This is a genomic window from Corynebacterium sp. MSK044 (assembly GCF_030232825.1).
Taxonomy (GTDB): domain Bacteria; phylum Actinomycetota; class Actinomycetes; order Mycobacteriales; family Mycobacteriaceae; genus Corynebacterium.
Window position 1 is genome coordinate 309096 of record NZ_JASPJJ010000001.1, and the last position, 19988, is coordinate 329083.

Here is a 19988-nt window from a genome sequence, read left to right on the forward strand (position 1 = left end):
GATTGCGTAATCGTTCTAAGAATTAAAAGGGACGCGGATGGCGTCCCTTTGTCGGGGCGACAGGATTTGAACCTGCGACCCCCTGCTCCCAAAGCAGGTGCGCTACCAAACTGCGCCACGCCCCGTAAGGTGACCGCAAGCCTACCGATGAAGCACCGGCTCGCTCACGGGAAACGATTCTAGCGTGCCCCAAAAACACGCCACATCATTGGGGGCCAATTGCATGTAACCAGCTCCCAATGGTGCTGCTAGAGCAAGGAAAAGCCGGCCACTCTCTAATTTGAAGGCCGGCTCCCTTGGAGGGAATGACGGGAATCGAACCCGCGTCTTCAGCTTGGAAGGCTGAGGTATTAGCCACTATACGACATTCCCAGCTGCGCAAAGCGCGCTCAACAGCATATCTCACTGCACCGCGCGCTTCAAAAAGGAACTCTTTTTACTCACGATTCGTTGGAAAAGTAGTTGAACATCCAAAAGAAAAGGGAGCATGTGGAACTCGTAGTCTTGCTAGCTGTTGGCGTCCTTCTATTCGGCGCGGTCAAAGCCATCGGAAGTGCCCAAAAGAAAGGTGATCACGCAAGCCTCGACGATGAACTTGCCGACGCGCGACGGTGGATCGACCGCCTCGGCCACCAAGTCCTCACCATTTCCGGCACGGATACTGCGTCAACGCAGGCGATGGCGGATGCGTCGGAACGCTATAACGCTGCGCATTCCGCCCTGACTCAGGCGACTACTGTCCGCCAGGCTCAGCTCGCCCGCGAATCCGCCCTCGAGGGCCTCTATTACGTCAACGCTGCGCGTGAGATTCTCGGCCTCACCCCTGGCCCGCAGCTTCCCGAGCTTGAAGCCCAGCGCCAAGCCGGCCGCGTCACCGAACCGCGTACCGCAGAGTTCGACGGCCAGACCATCCAAGCTTCCCCTTACGCCAGCGCCCAGACTCCGCACTACTACCCCGGCGGCGCCGTCGCTGACCGCCCTGTTCCCGCCGGCTGGTACTCCACCGCCTGGTGGGCGCCGGCAGCCATGACCGGCGTGTGGGCTGCGAGTTCCATGATGTTCTACTCCGCCATGTTCGCCGGTATGGCGGGCACTCCCAGCGCTGACCAGTTTGCGGCAGGCGACCTCGGCGACACGGGTGGCGGCGATTTCGGCGGCGAAGCCTTCGATGACGGTGACGTTGGCGGCGATTTCGGCGGCGAAGACTTTGGCGGCGTCGGTGATTTCGGCGACTTCGGCGGGGGCGATGGCTTCGACTTTTTCTAGTAACGCACGCAACACTTTCTCGCGATGTGTAATGTAGCTCTCATTACAAAGCCATATCGAAGGAGTGCACAACATGGCAGCAAAGATCAATACCCGTATTAATGAGATGCTCGGCATTGAGCACCCAATCATCCAGGGTGGCATGCAGTGGGTTGGCAAGGCCGAGCTTGCGGCGGCAGTATCCAACGCAGGTGGCCTGGGTATCATCACCTCCCTGACCCAGCCGACCCCGGAAGATCTGGGTAAGGAGATCGATCGCTGCCGTGAGATGACGGACAAGCCGTTCGGTGTGAACCTGACCATTCTGCCGACGATTACGCCGCCGCCGTACGAGGAGTACCTCCGCGTGGCCATCGAAAAGGGCATCAAGATTGTAGAGACTGCCGGTGCGAACCCGGCTCAGCTCGTCCCGGGCCTAAAGGCCGCCGGTGTCACTGTCATCCACAAGTGCACCTCTGTCCGCCACGCCATCAGCGCCCAGAGCAAGGGCGTTGACATCCTTTCCATCGACGGCTTCGAGTGCGCCGGCCACCCCGGCGAGGACGACATCCCGGGCCTCATCCTCCTGCCGGCAGCAGCCGACAAGCTGGAGATCCCGTTCGTCGCTTCCGGCGGTATTGCAGACGGCCGCGGTATGGCCGCCGCCCTCTCCCTCGGTGCCGAAGGCATCAACATGGGCACTCGTTTCCTCTGCACCCAGGAAGCCCCGGTCCACCAGAACGTCAAGCAGGCCATCGTTGATCGCTCCGAGCTGGACACCAACCTCATCCTGCGCACCCTGAACAACACCGCCCGTGTGGCGAAGAATGCGGTGAGTGACGAGGTCGTCGAGAAGCTCAATGCTGGCGCAACCTTCCCCGAGATCCGCGACCTCGTGGCTGGCAAGCGTGGCGCGCAGGTATACGAGACCGGCGACTTGGACGCTGGTATCTGGTCCGCGGGTCCGGTCCAGGGCATCATCAACGACATCCCGTCCTGCCAGGAGCTCATCGACACGATCGTGGCGGACGCTGTGGAAATCATCGAAGGCCGCCTCGCTGGCTTCGTGTCCAAGTAAGGCCACCTGCCATGTCACGCCAGCTCAAAGGCAATATCACCAGCGAAACGCGGGGCACCACGGAAATCGTTCGCATTTCCAACCCCGCCAAGCGCAACGCCCTGGAGCCGGACTCCTACTGGGCGATCGGCGACGCAGTCAATGCTGCCAACGCAAACCCGGACATCCGCTGTGTAATCATCACCGGCGACGAGTCCGCGTTCTGCTCCGGCATGGACCTGCAGGCCTTCCTGAGTGAGAATTCCGCAGAGGCTGCCTCGCACTCCCTCGGCGGTATCGAGCACGTTATCTACGCCATCACTCGCGCGGACGTTCCCGTCATCGCCGCTGCTGAAGGCGCCATCGCCGGCATCGGCGCCTCACTAGCCTGCGCCTGCGACCTCATCGTCGCCGGCCAGTCCGCGTTCATCACTCTCCCCTTCGGCCGGATCGGCCTCATGCCGGACGGCGGAGTCGTGGCCACCCTGGCCGCATCCGTTGGACGTCACCGGGCCATGCAGCTGGTCTTGCGACAAGAGCGGATCCCTGCCGTTGATGCAGCGCAGATGGGCCTCGTGACCGAGGTCACGGAAGGCCCCGCCCTCGACCTCGCACTCAACTGGGCCGAGGAGTTCCAACTGTCCCCGCGCGGCGCCGTCGCCCAGACTAAACGCGCCGTCAACCGGGTCGCTTTGCCCCAGCTGCCGCTCAGCCTAGCCGAGGAAGCCCGCGAGCAGACGCTGCTCACCCAAAGCGCGGAGCACAAAGAAGGTGTGGCCGCATTCTTGGAGCGGCGCCCACCGTAGTTCTAGTATTCTATTTTTAAGGACCGCACGGAGCACCCCCATGAAAGCCCTCAAGATCATCGGAAAGATCCTCCTCTGGGGACTAGCAGCCATCCTCGTACTGGCGCTCGTGGTCATCGCTCTGCGCGCCTACAACGGGAACAAGTACCCAATCACGCATTCCATGCCCGGAGGAATGAGCTCCGACAAATCCTCCTACGAGACCTCGGAGCACATCACCGCCATCGAGGGCGACTACTTGAACGGCTTTCATTTCCGCCCAGCCGACAAGAAGCACAGCGGCGTCGTGGTCATCTACGGGGGTTCGGAAGGCTCTCCGGATTACAGTCGCGCCAAGCAGCTTTTCGACGCCGGCTACGAAGTCCTCAGCCTCTTCTTCTTCGGCCAACCGAACCAGAAACCCACCCTCGCCAACGTCCCACTGGAACAGTTCGACGAGGTCACCACCTACATCGACGAACACGTTGAAGACGCCTCCCCCGTGACCGTCATCGGCACCTCCAAAGGCGCGGAATTCGCTGAACTACTCGCAGCACACGGCTACCCCGTGGACAATGTCGTCGCCTTCACGCCAGGCCACTATTCCTACAGTGGCCTCGACTTCACCGGCGGTAAGGACTTCCCCTCGTTCATAGATAAGGGTGAGGTGGTGGAGTATGCGTCGTTTAGGAAGGCGTCGATAAGTTCTGGGGCAAAGATGTTCTGGGACATGGCCACGAGCTACCCGGTCTCCTACCGCGCAACCTATGAGAGCGCCGCGGCCAACGCTGACGCTGGTGCGCGGATCGACCTCAGCGATTACCGCGGCAACGTCCTGCTCTTCGCTGGCGACGCCGACCAGATGTGGCAAGCCGACGTTGCCGCGCGTGCACTCGCCGAGCAAGGCTCGAACATTGAAGCGCACGTCTACCCCGACGCTGGGCACGTATTTTTCCCTGATGCCGAAAAGCTACCGAACGGTTGGCACATCATGCTCGGCGGAACCGCGGAAGGAAACCGCGCCGCCCACGAGGCTTCAGAGAAAACCCTGCACGAGCGCCTCGCGGAATGGCACGGGTAATCACGCAGCTTCGCGGCGCGCACGGAGCATACGGCGAAGATCTCTCACGAGCTTCCCACTCACCACATCACGCCACCCGGCGCGCACCACACTAAACCCGAGGGCCTGGATCTCATGCTGGCGATCAAGCTGGTTAAGCAACACCGTCACCCCATCGCCGTAAGTGCCATCAGACTTGATCCGCCCATCAAACTCAACGGCAAGCCACCCATTAATCATCATGTCCACGGACGCAAAACGCTGCTGCGCAAAAATGTCCTCGAAGACGACCTCCACCTGAAACTCAAAGGTGTGTGCCTCCGGGATCTCCGCCCTCAGCACCGTGTCGCGCCCAATCGTCTCAAGCGCGCTTTGCGACGTCCCCGCACTCCACCCCACCAACCCCTCAAACCCCCGAATCCCATTAGCCCTGGGCAGCACGCTCTTGGCCGAATCCATCAGCGCCTCCTGAGTGACTTGGCAGTGGTAACGCAGATGCTCGATCGGCACCAGTGCATCCAATCGGCCGTAATAGCGGTAAATGTCGAAGAGCACCTGGATCGGGTGCGCAGTTCGAACGCCATTGCGCTCTTGCACGAGGTCCTGCCTCATGCTCCCACCGCGATACACCACCCGCGGGTCCTTCGGTTGCTTTCCCGGCTTCGCCCCCGACAGATACCGCAGGTCCACCGCCTCCACCCACCCCAGGGTGGGCAGCCCCATCACGATCGCGGCCGCTGGCCCCGTCACCGCCGCACGAGGAAACCTGGCTGCGACTTCCCTGATCTCCCCCAAGCTCAACCCCTGCTGCTTTCTGTAGTTCCCCCTCATGCCTTCCAATGGTTCCTCATCCGCGGCGGTTGCGCGAGGGAAAATTGTCCACTCTAGTGTGCATTGCCGGAAAACACCGCCCTCCCTGCCGCTTCACCGCGCCCCTCCCCGCGCCCCTCCGCGCCACCCTCCGGGGCGAGTTAGTCCCGTCGCAGCTTCACACCACACCAGCCACAGCCGACCTGGACTTTTGCCGCGGCGATTTCGGACGGGACTAACCCGGCCTTAGAACAAGGGTTGAAGGGCAGCGCCGCTGCCGAACGACTGCGGGGACGAGCCCGTCGAAAAGCGAAAAGCCGCTCCCCGCGGCTTCCCCACAGAGCAAGTTAGTCCCGCTGACGTTTCACACCACACCAGCCACAGTCGACCTGGGTTTCTATTGGACGGGGTCCGGACGCGACTAACCGCGACTAACCCAGCCTTGAAAGAGCGCTGAAAAGGCCCCGAAAAGGCGGTGGGGAAAGCAGTGGCGGGCAGACAACCCCGTCCCGAGAAAAGCAAAAACCCGCTCGGAGGAGCGGGCTGGGATTAAAGGCGAAGGCCAGAAGGAAACTAGAGCGTCTTCGGCGCCGGGATTTCCTCGGTCTCGCCGGTCTCCTCGTAGCGGGCGAGGATGTCAATGCGGCGCTGGTGGCGCTCCTCCACCTGGTGGTCGGGGCCGATGCCGACGAAGGCGTCGACAATAGCGAGGGTCTCCTCCAGCGAGTGCATGCGGCCACCGATGCCGATGAGCTGGGCGTTGTTGTGCTCGCGGGCGAGCTGCGCGGTCTCAACGGACCAGGCGAGAGCGCAGCGTGCGCCCTTCACCTTGTTCGCGGCGATCTGCTCACCGTTGCCGGAACCGCCTAGGACGAGGCCGAGGGACTCTGGGTCGGCGACGGTCTTCTCAGCTGCAGCGATGCAGAAGGCTGGGTAGTCGTCGGCGGCGTCGTACTCGTGGGCGCCGCAGTCGATGACCTCGAAGCCCTTGGCCTTGAGGTGCTCTGCGATCTGGTTTTTCCGCTCGAATCCGGCGTGGTCTGCTCCAAGGTAAATACGCATGGTGCCTAGCCTACGGGAAAACCAGCGGCCAAAACACCAGAGCCCAACCTGGTTAGACCTGCGGGTCCTCAGTGCGGGAGCGCTTGAGCTCGAAGAAGTAGGGGTAGGAGGCGAGGCCGACGGCGTGGTCGAAGATGGCGCCAGCCTCCTCGCCTTCAGGCACGCGGGTGATCACGGGCCCGAAGAAGGCGTTGTCACCGAGTTTGATGACGGGGGTTCCTACGTCGTCGCCGACTTCGTCCATGGCGGATTGGTGGTACTCGCGCAGCTTGGAATCAAAGGAGTCCGAGTTGGCCACAGAAGCGAAGGAAGCATCCAGGCCGACCTGGTCAAGGGCCTGGGCAATCACAGCATCGTAGGCACCAAAGCCCTTTTTGCCACCTTCGCCGCCGGGGTGGATGAGGGTGCCCATGGCGGTGTAGAGCTCGTCGATTTTGTCGGGCGCCTCGGCTTTCACTTTGGCGAAGACGCGGGCGGGGCCCCAGTTGGCTTCCATCATGGAGGAGTAGTCGGTGGGGAGGTCGCGGCCGTCGTTAAGCACGGAGAGCGACATGGGCACCCAGTCGACGCTGATGTCGCGGACTTTTTCTACTTCTTTGACCCAGCGGGAGGTCAGCCAGCAGAAGGGGCAGGATACGTCGAACCAGAAGGTCACTTTTTGAGTCATGGTGCCAAGGGTACGTTGGTTTGCATGAAGGCAAATCTTTTTCGGTCCGACGCGCAGCATCGCGCGGAGCTCATCAGCAATGTTCATTATTCCGTTGACCTCGACATTACGGGCGCGGACACGTTCACGTCGCGCACGAAGGTGACGTTTGAATCGAAAGCGGGTGAGACGTTCTTTGATCTCATTGCGGACAGCTTCGAGGCCACGCTCGATGGCACGCTTATCGACGAGCGAAAGCTCGCGCTTTCGCCTGGCCCCCACGAACTCGTCGTGGAGGCGACCCACACGTACTCCCGGACAGGCGAGGGCCTGCATAAGTTCACAGACCCGGCTGACGGCAAGGATTACCTGTACACCCAGTTCGAGCCGGCGATGGCAATGCGTACTTTCGCGTGCTTTGACCAGCCCGATCTCAAGGCTACTTATGAGATTGCGGTGACCGCGCCGGAGCGCTACGTGGTGGTGCTCAACGAAGTGGTGGAGCGCACCGACAATGGCGACGGCACGGCCACCACCCGCACGAGGCTCGATTACCCGCTGTCGACCTATCTCATTTGCGTGTGCGCTGGTGAGTTCGAGCGTGTTTCTGACACGTACACCTGCACTTACAACGGCAGGGAGCGGACAATCGAGCTCGGCCTGTACGCGCGCGCGAGCCTGATTCCGCATATGGATTCGAAGCGCCTGTTCAAGCAGACGAAGGACGGATTCGATTTCTACCATGAGAAATTCGGCCGCACCTACCCGTTCGGTGACAAGTACGACCAGATCTTCTGCCCTGAGTACAACATGGGCGCGATGGAGCACGTTGGTGCGGTGACCTACCGGGACGAGTACGTCTTCACATCCGAGCCGACTCCTTACCGTCTTGAGCGCCGCAACGACACGATCCTCCACGAGATGGCCCACATGTGGTTCGGCGACTTGGTCACTATGAAGTGGTGGGACGATCTGTGGCTCAACGAGTCCTTCGCTACGTGGTCTGCCGCAACAGCCCAGGTGGGCATCGGCGAGTATCCGGAGGCGTGGACCACGTTCGCTTCGGTGGAAAAGGCATGGGCTTACAACCAGGACCAGCTGCCATCCACGCACCCGATTGCGGCGGATGCGCCAGATATTGAGACGGCGGAGCAGAACTTCGACGGTATCACCTATGCCAAGGGCGCCAGTGTGCTCAAGCAGCTTCAGGCCTATGTCGGCTACGAGGAGTTCTTCGCCGGGGTTCGCACGCACTTTGACAACCACGCCTACTCCAATGCGGAGTTCGCGGATTTGCTCGGGGCGCTCGAGGAGGCATCAGGACGCGATCTGTCTGACTGGGCGCAGCAGTGGCTGCGCACCACCGGCGTGTCCCGCCTGCGCCCGGAGATCTCCGCGGACAGCTTCGCCGTCGTACAAGAGTCCGATGTGATGCGCACGCACCGCGTTCGTGTCGGGCTGTATTCGCTTATCCACGGCACCGTCACCCGCATCAAACAGGTCGAACTGGATGTCTTCGGCGAGCGCACCGAAATCCCTGAGCTGGCGGGCGTGGAGCACGACCTCGCACTGGTCAATGACGATGACCTCACCTACTGCCTCATGGGCCTGACCGAGGAGCACCAGCGTTTTGCTTTGGAGCATCTCGGCGACATTGAGGATTCCCTCGCGCGCACTCTCGTGTGGTCGTCCTTGTGGGAGTCCGTGCGCGACGGCTTCCTGCCCGCGCGTCAGTTTGTTCGGCTGGTGGCACGCTTTGCCCGCCAGGAGACTCACCCGAGTGTGCAGGAGCGTCTGCTCGCGCAGGCCACCCAGGCAGTGAAGCAGTACGTTGCTGAGGACTGGCACGCCGAGGGCATGGCACTGCTCAACACCGCTTTCCGGGGTGCTGAGCCTGCTGTTGTCTTCGACCGGGCTCTGGCTCGTCTCACTCCGGACAAGGAGACGGTGGATCACTTCACCACACTTCTGGAGACCTCAGATAACCAGGAAACGCGCTGGCTTGCACTGACAAGCCTCATCGCGGCTGGAGTGTTGCCGGTATCAGCTGCTGAGGAGGAAAAGGACTCCACCTCGGAGGGGGTGGTGTCGAGGTTGAGGGTGCGGGCGAGCGTCGATAAGCAATGGGCGTGGGACAAGCTGGTGAGCGAGGACCTCACCAACCTTGAATCCCGCTACCTGATGGATGGCCTGACTTTTACCCGCGAGGGCCTTGAGGGTTTGACCGACGAGTACTTCCGCGTGGCGCCGCAGCTATGGGCGCGGCTGTCCAATGAGATGGCACAGCGCACCCTCGAGGGCATGTACCCGTTGTGGGATGTTTCGGAGGAGGCTATCGCGAAGGCCGATGAGCTGCTGGCCGGGGATATTCCGGCTGGCCTGCGCCGCATCATCTCTGAGGGCCAGGACCGCGCAGCCCGCGCACTGCGGAACCGCACGGTGGACGCACAGGCCTAGAGCTTGTCCAGGGCCTGGTCGAGGTCGGCGATCAGGTCCTCAACATCCTCGATGCCGACGGAGATACGCACGAGCGTGGGCGACACCTCGAGGGCCGAGCCAGCAACGGAAACATGCGTCATGGTGGCGGGGTGCTCGAGCAGGCTCTCCACGCCGCCGAGGGACTCGGCTAGGCAGAACACCTTCGTGGAGCGACAGAAGGTCTTAGCCTGCTCCGCGGTGTTGAAGGCCACGGAAACCATGCCGCCGAAGCGGGTCATCTGGTGCGCGGCGATCTCATGGCCTGGGTGATCCTCCAGGCCCGGGTAGTAGACGCGGGCGACCTTGTCGGAGGCCTTCAGGTGCTTAGCCACTGCCTCGGCGTTGTCGCAGTGCTTGTCCATGCGCACGCTCAGCGTCTTCAGGCCACGGCCGGTGAGGTAAGTGTCGAAGGGGGATGGGATGGCACCGACCCAGCCGAAGAAGAAGCGGAGCTGATCCTCAAAGTCATTGAGGGCATCGAAGCTGGCAGCGGTCACGCCGGTCACACCCTGGGAGGTGGAATCAGCCGGACGGTTCGCGCACACCACACCGCCGATGACGTCGGAGTGGCCACCGATGTACTTGGTGGTTGAGTGCAGTACCACGTCCGCGCCGAGCAGCAGGGGCTTCTGCAAGTACGGGGAGGCAAAGGTGTTGTCCACCACGAGGGTGGCGTCACCCTTAATAGCAGCGATGGCCTGAATATCGGCGATGGACAGCAGCGGGTTGGTCGGGGTTTCTACCCAGATGACCTTGGTGTTGTCCTGGATGGCGCCCGCGATCTCGTCGGTGTTGGTGATGTCCACGGGGGTGTTCTCAATCCCCCACTGGCTGAAGATCTGCTGGATGAGGCGGTAGGTGCCACCGTAGGCGTCATTACCAATGACGATGTGGTCGCCCGGCTTGAGCAGGATGCGCAGCACCGAGTCCACAGCCGCCATGCCGGAGGCGAAGGCGACGCAGTAATCGGCCTTCTCCAGCGCGGCCATGGTCTTCTCCAGCGCCGTAATGGTCGGGTTGCCCACGCGGGTGTACTCGTAGCCATTGCGGGTCACTGCCAGGTCATCCTGCGCGAAGGTTGTCGACGCGTAGATGGGAGTGTTGATCGGCCCGTAGAGGGAATCCGGCTCATATCCAGCGTGGATGGAGTCGGTGCTGAAACCTGAGCGAGTGTTCTCGGTCATGGGGTCCTTTCCTGGTGGGCTTCTAGGGAGACGTCGATAAGCACAATAGACCAAGCTGTCCACTTTGGCCGACGGCGCGGTCGATTTAGATTCACGGCTAAGGTGAACGGTGTGGACACAATGTATGAGACACTTGGTGGAGACGCCTTCTTCAGGCGCCTGGTTTCCGGCTTCTACCAGCAGGTCAGGAAAGATGATCTCATCGGACCGATGTACCCGGAAGATGACTGGGACGGCGCCGAGGATCGCCTGCGCTGGTTCCTCGCGCAGTACTGGGGCGGGCCAACCACCTTCAATGAGCGACGCGGGGCGCCGATGCTGCGCCGCCGCCACCTCCCCTACCCGATCGGCCAGGCGGAAGCGGAGCGCTGGCTTGAGCTGATGAACCGCTCGTTGGACCAGTTCACCGCGGATGAGCTGAACGAAGAACAACGTGCCGCGCTGGTCAACCACATGGAGCGCGTGGCCTACATGACGATCAACCAGCCGGGCGAACACCCAGGCATGTCCACCAACCCGAACCTGCTGTAAGTCCCCACCCAAAAACGCAAACACGATAGTTTTGGGGAACTAGCATGTTTTCCATGCCGTCAACGTCGACTTCCCCGTCTCAGACTTTGCTCGCTGTCGTGCCAGGGCTTATCGACGCCGACGAGGCCTCCGCCCCCTGCGCCGCCATGGACATCGCGGCCTTTGATTACAACGCAGCCCAAATGCAGCAGCGCGCCAAAGGGTTGCCCATCCGGGTGGCATCCAAGTCCCTGCGCAGCGTGGCTGCCCTTCGTCGGGCGTTGTCTCATCCAGGGTTCCAGGGCATCTTGTCCTACAGCGTGCCGGAAGCAATCCACTTGGCGCGGGAGGGCTTTGACGACATCGTGGTCGCCTACCCTTCAGTGAACAAGGTGGCGCTACGCGAGCTGGCTAGTGATGACCAGCTGCGCAGCACCATCACTGTGATGGTGGACTGCGTGGAGCACCTGGACCTCATCAGCTGTGCGGTCCGGAAGGCTGGTAACGCCGGCCCGGTGCGGGTGGCAATTGACCTGGATTGCACGTTGCACCTCCCCGGCCTGGTCATCGGGCCACGCCGTTCCCCCATCCGCACGCCGGAACAAACCGATGAGCTGGCGCGCCAGATCACCTCACGGAAAGAACTCTCACTGGTGGGGCTCATGGCCTACGAAGGCCAGGTCGCCTCGGTTGCAGATGCGGAATCCGGCATTCCCGGCGCAGTGAAGCGCTGGCTGCGCACCACCTCCATGGACCAGCTTGGTCCGCGCCGGGCAAAGTGCATTGCGGCAGCACGCCAGCACGCTGACCTGGAATTTGTCAACGGTGGCGGCACGGGCTCGCTCGATGTCAGTGCTGCCGAAGGCACGCTGACAGAACTCGCTGCGGGATCCGGGTTCTACACCCCCGTCATCTTTGACAACTTCGCCGACATCAACCACAAACCTGCCGCGTTTTTCATCTGCCAGGTCTCACGCATCCCGGCGCCTGGCTGGGTAACGGTGAACTCCGGCGGGTGGATCGCCTCCGGCCCGCCGGCGGCAGATCGAGTGCCCGTCCCGGTGCACCCGGCCGGGCTGCGGTACTCCACCACTGAGGGGGCCGGTGAGGTGCAAACGCCGCTCCACGGCCCGGCTACCAGCAGCTTGGGAGTAGGCGACACAGTGTGGTTCCGTCACGCAAAGGCAGGCGAAATGACCGAGCATGTCGACGAGATCATCGCCGTCTTTCCGGACGGCTCAACCGAAACATGGGATACCTACCGAGGACAAGGGTGGACACTGCGATGACACTTACACCGGAAAAACGCACCAACCAGCGTTTTAGCAACTGGTCTGGCTCCGTCAACACCAGCCCGACCGCGTTCTACTATCCCGCCACCATCGCAGAGGTGCAGCACATCATCCGCACGCTGCCCGCCGGACAGAGCGTGCGCACGGTCGGCGGTGGCCACTCCTTCACCCCGGTAGCTGCCGGTGCGCAGGCGATGATCAGCCTGGACAAACTCGCCGGCATCATCAACGTGGACCGAGAGACAAAGCGCGTCCGCTTCCTCGCCGGCACACGCCTGTACCGCATTCCGGAATACCTCCAGCCTTTCGGCCTCGCGCTGGCTAACCAGGGCGATATTGATAACCAATCCGTCGCCGGCGCGATCTCCACCTCCACCCACGGCACCGGCATCGAGTGGACCGGATTCGCCGGCACGGTGACAGGTCTCACGCTTGTCGACGCCACCGGGGAGCTCCGCACCTACTCCATCGACGACGATCCAGACTTGCTACGCCTCATCACCGTCTCGGTTGGCGCTTTGGGCGTTATTGTCGAAGTAGAAATGCAGTGCGTTGACGCCTTTGATCTCCTGGCGCGTGAGACCAGTGACAACCTGGATGATGTCCTGGACAGCTGGGAGGAGCGCACTCGCGCCGTTGACCACTTCGAGGCGTTCTGGTTCCCGCACACGGACAAAGCGATGATCAAGAACAACACCCGCCTCGCCCCGGGCGATCCGGCTCCGGGCGGTGAGCCGAAGAAGCGTGGCCGTCTCACCCAATTCATCGAGGATGACCTGGTGGGCAACGGTGCTTTCGCCGCCGCGTTGACGGTCGCACGTATCGCGCCGAAGACCACGACATTCCTCAATGGCATTGCCACCGATGCGATGGCGGCCAACACGTACCGCTCCCGTGCGCATGAGGTCTTTGCCACCCCGCGCCGCGTGCGCTTCCACGAAACCGAATTCGCTGTGCCACTTGCCGATGGCCCGGAGACCGTCCGCGAAATCCGCCGGGAGATTGACCAGCGCGGGTGGCGCATCCCCTTCCCGCTGGAGCTGCGCTCCACCGCCGCGGATGATGTGGCACTGTCCACCGCCAACGGGCGCGAATCGATGTACATCGCCTTCCACGTCCCCCGCGCGATGAACCCGCACGACTACTTCCCCCACATCGAGCAAATCTTCATCGCCGCAGGCGGCCGCCCCCACTGGGGCAAGATGCACACCCGCGACCGGGAATTCTTCTCCCAGGCGTACCCGCGTTTCGACGAATTCTGCACCCTCCGCGAAACCATGGACCCCACCCGCACGTTTGGGTCCCCGCACCTTACGCAGCTTTTCGGCTAGCGCCGAAAAGCTGCGTCAGAATAATTGGGTAAGAAGAGGGAAAGTTAAAGGCTAAACGGCTTCTAGAACAGCAGGTTGAGTGCGGTGGAGTGGTACACACTGCCGAAGGGGGCGTCCATGCGCACCCACCGGCCAGACGTGGCAATCCGTAGATGACGGGGCACCTCGGCCGGGGCACCCGGACCAGGGATGAAGCCCAAAGATGTGCAGGTGAAAACCATGCGCATGGGCACTTCCACCGTTCCTGCCCCGGTTTCCTGCTCCGCATCCACGGTGAGCACCGTCTGGTTGAGCAAGGACCGCGGCGGACCGAGTGGTCCCGAGAACTGGCGTGCCAAGCGGCGCCCTTGATCCGCCAGATCACGCACGACGGCAACCGGGACCACGTCGCGCTCCGCAAAACCCTCTGCCGGGGGAAGTGCGCCAGGCCAGCGGGAATCACGGGCAGGACCGATCTCGGTGCGCCCTGCTGCGAGAGCAGCATCGAGGTCTTTCAACGCCACGACGGCTTTGTCTCGGGACACCGTTCCCCTCACCCGTCGCGCAGCCAAACAGTCAAAGGGGGTGGTGACGAAGATGTCGAGGGACCCGTCCCTGCGATCGTCGATACGCACTGAGGCGTCCTCATCCAACGACAAGGCGCGGGAGGTGAGGGCCTTGAGCCCCGCTGCTCCCGCGCTGATTGCGAGCGTTTCGATGATTACTCGCCCGAACCCGCCGTGAGAATCCCACGCTCCTGCTGCGTGATCTCGCGCGGCGAGGCAGTGGACAGATCCACAGCCACAAGCACCGTCTTGACCACACCGCACACATTGCCGTGGCGGTCCTTCAAATCCTGCGTGGTTTTGAAAGACGTGTTCCCGATCTCCGTGACCGTGGTCTCCACGGTCACCTGCGTGGTATCAGGCATCACCGGGCGGAGGTAGTCCACCTCAACGCGGCGGACGAATACACCGAACTCCTGCTCCCGGTCCGCGAAGTTCTGCTGCATGAAAGCAATACGTGCTTCCTGCGAGATGTCCACGAACTTGCAGTTGTTCAGATGCCCATAACGGTCATAGTCGTTCCAACGCAGCGGAATGACCTGGGTATCTGAAAGAAGGTTGCTCATAGTGAATGTCCTTATCTTCTCAGACCTTTAGCGGGTGAGCTTACGGTGGGTGACGCGGGACGGCTTGGCCGCTTCCTCACCGAGACGCTCAATCTTGTTGGCCTCGTAGTCACCGAAGTTACCCTCGAACCAGAACCACTTACCCTCTTCCACGTTGCCCTCCCAGGCGAGGATGTGGGTACAGGTGCGGTCCAGGAACCAGCGGTCGTGCGAAATCACCACAGCACAGCCAGGGAATTTCTGCAGCGCGTTTTCAAGGGAACCCAGGGTTTCCACATCGAGGTCGTTCGTCGGCTCATCGAGCAGGATCAGGTTGCCGCCCTGCTTCAGCGTCAGCGCCAGGTTCAGGCGGTTGCGCTCACCACCGGAGAGAACCTTCGACGGCTTCTGCTGGTCCGGGCCCTTGAAGCCGAACGCGGACAGGTATGCGCGCGACGGCATTTCGTTCTGGCCAACGTGGATGTAGTCCAGCCCGTCGGAGACGACCTCCCACACGGTCTGCTCTGGGTCGATGTTCTCGCGGTTCTGGTCAACGTAGGAGATCTTGACGGTATCGCCGATCTCCACCGTGCCAGAATCTGGCTCCTCGAAACCAACAATGGTTTTGAAGAGGGTGGACTTACCCACACCGTTCGGACCAATGACACCCACGATGCCGTTGCGCGGCAGGGTGAACGTCAAGTCCTTGATCAGCGTGCGACCATCGAAGCCCTTGTTCAGATTCTTCACCTCGACGACCTTGTTGCCCAGGCGCGGCGGGGTAGGAATCTGAATCTCTTCGAAGTCGAGCTTCTTGTACTGCTCCGCCTCGGCTGCCATCTCTTCGTAGCGCTCCAGACGAGCCTTGTTCTTCGCCTGACGTGCCTTCGGGGAAGAACGCACCCACTCGAGCTCGCTCTTCAGACGCTTCTGCAGCTTCTGGTCCTTCTTGCCAGCAACCTCAAGGCGCTCAGCCTTCTTCTCCAGGTAGGTGGAGTAGTTACCCTCGTACGGGTAGAGCTTGCCGCGGTCGACCTCACAGATCCACTCAGCAACGTTGTCCAAGAAGTAGCGGTCGTGCGTAATCGCCAGCACTGCACCCGGGTAGGACTGCAGGTGCTTCTCCAGCCACAGGACGCTTTCGGCGTCGAGGTGGTTCGTCGGCTCGTCAAGAAGCAGGAGATCCGGCTCGGACAGCAGCAGCTTTGCCAGGGCAACACGGCGGCGCTCACCACCGGAAAGGTTGGTCACCGGCGCATCAGACGGCGGGCAGCGCAGAGCCTCCATCGCCTGCTCAATCTTGGAGTCCACCTCCCATGCGTCCGCAGCATCCAGCTCCTCCTGCAGTTTGCCCATTTCTTCCATGAGCTCATCGGAGTAGTTCGTAACCATCTCCGTTGCGATCTCTTCGAAGCGCTGCTTCTTTTCAAAGATCTCGCCGAGGCCCTCTTCGACGTTCTCCCGAACCGTCTTTTCCTCATTCAGTGGCGGCTCCTGCAGCAGGATGCCCACGGTGGCACCGGGGTCCAGGAAAGCCTCACCGTTATTCGGCTGATCAATACCAGCCATGATCTTCAGCAGGGAGGACTTACCTGCACCGTTCGGGCCAACGACACCAATCTTGGCGCCGGGGTAAAAGGCCATGGTGACATTGTCCAGAATGACTTTTTCACCGACGGCCCTGCGAACGTTTTTCATCGTGTAGATGAACTCAGCCACTAGCGTCCCCTTCTCTCGCGTTTCATGCGTTGTGGTGGAAGTTTAAAAACCACCTCAAAGGGTACATCACCCCGGCGACAAGCTGGGTCGCCCCGTCTTAGCCAGCCATTGCTGGCTGTTGTCGCGGTGCGTTTGCGCCGGACGGCCTATTGAGCACACCATCGCCCGCGCCGCTCTGATTGCTTGAGGACGGCGTCGGTTTCTCCTGCTGATCCCCCTGAGCGTTCTGGCTCTCTTGGCTTTCCTCCGGCGCCTTGGCATTCTGCGTCACAGTCACGCCGTGCTTCTGACCGAATTCCTCCGCGGTGAGGAGTTTGACTTCGTCTACACCATTGGGGGTGTGCGCCTGGGAGGCAGTGGAGCGATATGCCACCTGGTGGCGGCTGAGCTCCAAGGCAATGTGGTTGGCCTTAATGATGTGCTTGTAGCGCGTCACGTTTTCCTTGTCTGTCCACTTCTCGGAGACAAGGCGCCCGGAGACAATCACGGGCACCCCCTTGCGCAAAGAGGCGTTGACGTTCAATGCCAACTGTCCCCAGCATTCAACGTCGATGTACAGGTTGTCCGTGTCCGCCCACATGTTGTTGCCACTGGGGTCCACGCTGTCCGTGCGTACGCGACGGCTCGAGGCGAGGCGCAGGCGGGTGAGGAAGGTGCCGGTATCAAAAACCTTGCTCACCGGATCCTCAATGAGATTGCCCGACAGTGTGATGGGTAGGTACGTCATTGCAGTGTCCTTTCGGAAAAGTTGTTGTGGTGTTTCATGTACTTTTTGTCCCGCTCCCGTATCGGGGAGAGGTGACACCACCAACGTTTCCTCACAACCACACATTGCGCGAGTACCCCCCCAAAAGACCTGTGGATAACTCAAACGAATTCCACAGGCTGATCCTCCGCTAAGCGCCCCCTTCAAAAGAATTTCGTGCCACAAAGTGGCGCCCGCTGTGCCACATCTGCTACTGGCGCGGTGGGCCCCCTCGACCCTGCGAGTACTGGGCTAGCATCTCGTTGTATGCGCGCCACTCCTCATCATCGTTTTCCTCTTCGCGCAGGTCACGGGCCTTCGCATCGGCGCGATCCTCACGGAGCCAGCCGACGGCGAGGTAGAGGAACACCACCGCCATCGGGAAACTTCCGGCGGCCCAGCCGATACCGGCGCCGACTTTTTGGTCGCGCAAAAAGTCGGGGTTCCATGGAAGAGCAAGATTTTCGTAAAAAGTTTCCCCCAAAACCAAATTCAGCTGCATGAGGTACACACCCATGAACAAATGGACCGGCATGGAGAAGACAAACCACGCGAATCGGACCGGTGTTGGCTTCCTGTTGGGAATATGATCCGGGCCAATAAGTTCCCAGAAGTAGAAGTAACCGGAGACCAAGAATGCGGCGTTCATGAGCACGTGACCGGCATGTTCAGACACGGCAACCTGGTAAAAGGCCGGATAGACATACAGCACGTAGAAAACAACGAGGAACTGCACCGTGGACACTGGCGGGTAGGTAAGCACGCGAACGAGCGCTGATTCCTCAAAAGCCTTCACCCAAGCGTATGGCCCGAATTCATCCTCCGGGTACGCACGTTTGATCAATGTCAACGGCGCACCGAGCACCAGGAAGACGGGTGCCCCCATGGACAGAATCATGTGCACAACCATGTGGACCGAAAATGCAGCCGGCATATACATGCCTAGGCCGGAAGACATGGTCACTGCGATCGTCGCGCAGCCAGCCAACCACCACGCGGTGCGGGCTTTCTCCCACCCGCTCACGCGCCGTAGCAAGTGCAGGTAGTACACGGCCAGCAGAATCGCGATGACGGAGAACAGGACCTCTGGGCGCCAGATCGTCCACACGTTAGTGAACGTCGGCGCTTCGTAGAGGTTGTAGCCCATCTTCACCTGCATCTGGGTCAGGTCAGTCACCACCGGGGTGGGCGGCGGGGTGCGGCCCATCGAGACAGCCACACCGGTGACCGCAGCCATGACTAATGTTTCCACCACCGCTATACGACGAAACAGCCCCGGCCGCTCCTGCAAGTGCGGGATGGTCAGTTCACGGTGAGCAAAACCAAGTAAGCCCAACACCACCAAGCCAACGGCCTTGGCTAGGACGGTGGCGCCGTAAGCGGTGGCCAAAAGATCGTCGATACGCACTCTGATGAGCGCATTGATCACGCCTGAAATGGTGACCGCGAAGAAGGCGAACAGCGCAATGCGCGAGTACCGTGCGACAGCTTGGGACATGTTGGGGCCGAGGCGGCGGCCATGCGCGATGAGCGCGAGCAGACCACCCACCCACACGAGCATGAACACGAGGTGCCATAGGAAGGAATTCGTGCCGTAATCGTGGTTACCGCCCGCTGCGGAGTGCCCCGACATACCCAGCGGCATGATGGTAGCCAAACTACCCAGCAGCAGTGCCACCTGCGAAGACCAGCTACCTGCCAACAAACCGCACACTGCCACTGCTGCCGCAAACACGGCGACGAGCAGCCAAATCTTGGCATCCGCCACGCGATCCAGAGCCATCGCCCACATCTCAGGACTAAACAGCACATCAGTCAGCGGCGTGCCCGAAACATCAGAGAGCACCAGCGGAATCATGAACAGCCCAATGAGCGCCATACCTGCGCTCGCCCACGCGCCCGTACGGCCCGCAATGTGCCCGTCCACCGTGAGCTTCGCGCCGTGCAAATCCTTCTGATCAGGCGGAATTAGGAAGGCAGAAAACATGAAGGAGCCCGTGGCCAGCGCCGCCAGAATCCACGCCGCCGCACGCATCATGGGCAGCCCCACCGTGGTCAACGGCCCCGGATCCGGAATGCCCAGCGCCGCCAGCGAATCGCCGAGGAACGCAAACGACAAGGTGCCTGCCACCAGCGCACTGATAAGCATCACTACCAGATAGATTGGCCAAGCTACGCGCGCTGAAACACTCAAGGACATGCAATAAAGCGTACAAGTTGCCATTGCTTATCGACGACTCCCCCACCACCCACCATCCCCACCCTCGGCGTGAGTTACCATGATGAACACCAAGCCTCCATAGCTCAGTGGATTAGAGCATCCGGTTTCTACCCGGCTGGTCGCGGGTTCGAGTCCTGCTGGGGGCGCCAATTTTTTGGCTTAAGGGACATTTCGTGTGGATTTGCGGCGTGTCGCACTAAGGGACATTTCGTGTGGATTTAGGAGCGTCCGGCCCAGCCTTTTCTTATGCCTAAGCTGGGGTTCCATTCGTTGTCGATGTGGATGTCGTATGTGGCTGGTCGTCCGTCTGGGTGGCCGCGTCGTGTGAGTTCTTCTCTTGCCCAGGCTGCGCGTGCTGCTTTTTCTCTTTGGCGTCCGAAGTCTTGTTGCTTGGCTAACTCCAGTGGCGCTACCGGGTCTTCGGTGTGGGTGTAGAGCCACCAGTCCATGGTGATGCGCTGATGCTCATCGAACATGCCACGATGGTTTCCTGCTAGGTCTTTGAGCTGTTTGTTGATGCCACCTTCCAGCAGGTTCGTGGTGGCTTTTAAATCTTGTGTGACACCTTCAGGCGGGTCAAGGAAGGTAAATAATTGTCCGGCGTGGATGAGCTTTTCTAGCCGTTTTAGAGGCCTGCGGGCGTTGCGGTGGGTGTACCACCATTTCTGGTTGGGGTTGACCCATTTCGGTACTTGGCCTGCTGGTATAGCACTGCGGTAGGTTCGCTCTTTAAGCCAATCGGCAAAGGTAATG

General features: G+C 61.2%; 18 protein-coding genes and 3 tRNA genes. 9 read left to right on the forward strand and 12 right to left on the reverse strand.

Features of this window, described 5'->3' with window-relative positions:
- Positions 1–51 precede the first annotated feature (51 nt).
- Together QP994_RS01445 and QP994_RS01450 are read right to left on the reverse strand one after the other, a co-directional pair.
- Positions 52–125 (reverse strand) — tRNA-Pro (locus QP994_RS01445).
- Between the two features lie 172 nt (positions 126–297).
- Positions 298–372, reverse strand: a tRNA-Gly gene (locus QP994_RS01450).
- Between the two features lie 117 nt (positions 373–489).
- On the opposite strand from QP994_RS01450, the gene QP994_RS01455 reads away from it, so the two are divergent.
- From QP994_RS01455 to QP994_RS01470, 4 genes are all read left to right on the forward strand, one after another.
- Positions 490–1266 (forward strand): DUF1542 domain-containing protein, encoded by a 777-nt coding sequence (locus QP994_RS01455; RefSeq protein WP_284865101.1) that lies wholly within the window; start codon positions 490–492, stop codon positions 1264–1266.
- A gap of 73 nt (positions 1267–1339) precedes the next feature.
- Positions 1340–2323 (forward strand): NAD(P)H-dependent flavin oxidoreductase, encoded by a 984-nt coding sequence (locus tag QP994_RS01460; RefSeq protein ID WP_284865102.1) that lies wholly within the window; start codon positions 1340–1342, stop codon positions 2321–2323.
- An 11-nt stretch (positions 2324–2334) separates the two neighbouring features.
- Positions 2335–3108, forward strand: a complete 774-nt coding sequence (locus tag QP994_RS01465) for an enoyl-CoA hydratase/isomerase family protein (RefSeq protein ID WP_284865103.1) — start codon at positions 2335–2337, stop codon at positions 3106–3108.
- A gap of 40 nt (positions 3109–3148) precedes the next feature.
- Positions 3149–4168: a dienelactone hydrolase family protein gene (locus tag QP994_RS01470; protein WP_284865104.1), complete on the forward strand. Its 1020-nt coding sequence runs from the start codon at positions 3149–3151 to the stop codon at positions 4166–4168.
- Here QP994_RS01470 and QP994_RS01475 read toward each other — a convergent pair whose 3' ends face one another.
- The 3 genes from QP994_RS01475 to QP994_RS01485 form a co-directional block, all read right to left on the reverse strand.
- Complete coding sequence (locus QP994_RS01475) at positions 4169–4978, reverse strand: hypothetical protein (protein WP_284865105.1); 810 nt, start codon at positions 4976–4978, stop codon at positions 4169–4171.
- A gap of 552 nt (positions 4979–5530) precedes the next feature.
- Positions 5531–6019 carry a ribose-5-phosphate isomerase gene (locus tag QP994_RS01480; RefSeq protein ID WP_076599626.1) on the reverse strand — a complete coding sequence of 163 codons (489 nt, stop codon included), beginning with the start codon at positions 6017–6019 and terminating at the stop codon, positions 5531–5533.
- Positions 6020–6071: 52 nt separating this feature from the next.
- Entirely contained in the window at positions 6072–6686 is a 615-nt protein-coding gene (locus tag QP994_RS01485; RefSeq protein ID WP_284865106.1) for a mycothiol-dependent nitroreductase Rv2466c family protein, read from the reverse strand.
- Positions 6687–6710: 24 nt separating this feature from the next.
- On the opposite strand from QP994_RS01485, the gene pepN reads away from it, so the two are divergent.
- On the forward strand, positions 6711–9122 hold the full coding sequence (gene pepN / locus QP994_RS01490; protein WP_284865107.1) for an aminopeptidase N: 2412 nt from the start codon (positions 6711–6713) through the stop codon (positions 9120–9122).
- On the opposite strand, the gene QP994_RS01495 is transcribed toward pepN, so the two are convergent.
- A complete protein-coding gene (locus QP994_RS01495; RefSeq protein ID WP_284865108.1) occupies positions 9119–10327 on the reverse strand; it encodes a cystathionine gamma-synthase in 1209 nt (402 codons plus the stop codon). The genes pepN and QP994_RS01495 overlap by 4 nt on opposite strands.
- A gap of 120 nt (positions 10328–10447) precedes the next feature.
- On the opposite strand from QP994_RS01495, the gene QP994_RS01500 reads away from it, so the two are divergent.
- Genes QP994_RS01500 through QP994_RS01510 form a run of 3 tightly spaced genes read left to right on the forward strand, consistent with a single transcriptional unit; the run spans position 10448 to position 13460 of the window.
- The gene (locus QP994_RS01500; protein ID WP_284865123.1) at positions 10448–10858 is read left to right on the forward strand and encodes a globin; all 411 of its coding nucleotides are present in this window, start codon (positions 10448–10450) and stop codon (positions 10856–10858) included.
- A gap of 53 nt (positions 10859–10911) precedes the next feature.
- A complete protein-coding gene (locus QP994_RS01505) occupies positions 10912–12126 on the forward strand; it encodes an alanine racemase (RefSeq protein WP_284865109.1) in 1215 nt (404 codons plus the stop codon).
- Positions 12123–13460, forward strand: coding sequence for a D-arabinono-1,4-lactone oxidase (locus tag QP994_RS01510; RefSeq protein ID WP_284865110.1), 1338 nt, complete (start codon positions 12123–12125; stop codon positions 13458–13460). The genes QP994_RS01505 and QP994_RS01510 overlap by 4 nt, the downstream gene beginning before the upstream one ends.
- Positions 13461–13522: 62 nt before the next feature.
- Here QP994_RS01510 and QP994_RS01515 read toward each other — a convergent pair whose 3' ends face one another.
- The 5 genes from QP994_RS01515 to QP994_RS01535 form a co-directional block, all read right to left on the reverse strand.
- Entirely contained in the window at positions 13523–14161 is a 639-nt protein-coding gene (locus QP994_RS01515; RefSeq protein ID WP_284865124.1) for a DUF8185 domain-containing protein, read from the reverse strand.
- Positions 14161–14571 (reverse strand): acyl-CoA thioesterase, encoded by a 411-nt coding sequence (locus tag QP994_RS01520; protein WP_284856122.1) that lies wholly within the window; start codon positions 14569–14571, stop codon positions 14161–14163. Before QP994_RS01520 ends, QP994_RS01515 begins: the two co-directional genes overlap by 1 nt.
- Positions 14572–14598: 27 nt before the next feature.
- Complete coding sequence (gene ettA, locus QP994_RS01525; protein WP_284865111.1) at positions 14599–16269, reverse strand: energy-dependent translational throttle protein EttA; 1671 nt, start codon at positions 16267–16269, stop codon at positions 14599–14601.
- Positions 16270–16366: 97 nt separating this feature from the next.
- Positions 16367–16996 carry a single-stranded DNA-binding protein gene (locus tag QP994_RS01530; RefSeq protein WP_284865112.1) on the reverse strand — a complete coding sequence of 210 codons (630 nt, stop codon included), beginning with the start codon at positions 16994–16996 and terminating at the stop codon, positions 16367–16369.
- Between the two features lie 229 nt (positions 16997–17225).
- Complete coding sequence (locus tag QP994_RS01535; RefSeq protein ID WP_284865113.1) at positions 17226–19214, reverse strand: bifunctional copper resistance protein CopD/cytochrome c oxidase assembly protein; 1989 nt, start codon at positions 19212–19214, stop codon at positions 17226–17228.
- 93 nt (positions 19215–19307) lie between these two features.
- Here QP994_RS01535 and QP994_RS01540 point away from each other — a divergent pair.
- Positions 19308–19384: transfer RNA gene (locus tag QP994_RS01540), tRNA-Arg, on the forward strand.
- A 69-nt stretch (positions 19385–19453) separates the two neighbouring features.
- Here QP994_RS01540 and QP994_RS01545 read toward each other — a convergent pair.
- Positions 19454–19988, reverse strand: a 535-nt coding sequence (locus QP994_RS01545; RefSeq protein ID WP_502869988.1) for a transposase family protein, incomplete at its 5' end; no start/stop codon positions are given.

Excerpts from the sequence above, each read along its gene's own strand:
- QP994_RS01470 (WP_284865104.1), top strand. The coding sequence starts at position 3,149 with ATGAAAGCCCTCAAGATCATCGGAAAGATCCTCCTCTGGGGACTAGCA.
- QP994_RS01465 (WP_284865103.1), top strand. The coding sequence starts at position 2,335 with ATGTCACGCCAGCTCAAAGGCAATATCACCAGCGAAACGCGGGGCACC.
- QP994_RS01500 (WP_284865123.1), top strand. The coding sequence starts at position 10,448 with ATGTATGAGACACTTGGTGGAGACGCCTTCTTCAGGCGCCTGGTTTCC.
- QP994_RS01535 (WP_284865113.1), bottom strand. The coding sequence starts at position 19,214 with ATGTCCTTGAGTGTTTCAGCGCGCGTAGCTTGGCCAATCTATCTGGTA.
- QP994_RS01495 (WP_284865108.1), bottom strand. The coding sequence starts at position 10,327 with ATGACCGAGAACACTCGCTCAGGTTTCAGCACCGACTCCATCCACGCT.
- QP994_RS01520 (WP_284856122.1), bottom strand. The coding sequence starts at position 14,571 with ATGAGCAACCTTCTTTCAGATACCCAGGTCATTCCGCTGCGTTGGAAC.
- QP994_RS01480 (WP_076599626.1), bottom strand. The coding sequence starts at position 6,019 with ATGCGTATTTACCTTGGAGCAGACCACGCCGGATTCGAGCGGAAAAAC.
- QP994_RS01475 (WP_284865105.1), bottom strand. The coding sequence starts at position 4,978 with ATGAGGGGGAACTACAGAAAGCAGCAGGGGTTGAGCTTGGGGGAGATC.
- QP994_RS01460 (WP_284865102.1), top strand. The coding sequence starts at position 1,340 with ATGGCAGCAAAGATCAATACCCGTATTAATGAGATGCTCGGCATTGAG.
- QP994_RS01505 (WP_284865109.1), top strand. The coding sequence starts at position 10,912 with ATGCCGTCAACGTCGACTTCCCCGTCTCAGACTTTGCTCGCTGTCGTG.
- QP994_RS01530 (WP_284865112.1), bottom strand. The coding sequence starts at position 16,996 with ATGACGTACCTACCCATCACACTGTCGGGCAATCTCATTGAGGATCCG.
- QP994_RS01485 (WP_284865106.1), bottom strand. The coding sequence starts at position 6,686 with ATGACTCAAAAAGTGACCTTCTGGTTCGACGTATCCTGCCCCTTCTGC.
- pepN (WP_284865107.1), top strand. The coding sequence starts at position 6,711 with ATGAAGGCAAATCTTTTTCGGTCCGACGCGCAGCATCGCGCGGAGCTC.
- QP994_RS01510 (WP_284865110.1), top strand. The coding sequence starts at position 12,123 with ATGACACTTACACCGGAAAAACGCACCAACCAGCGTTTTAGCAACTGG.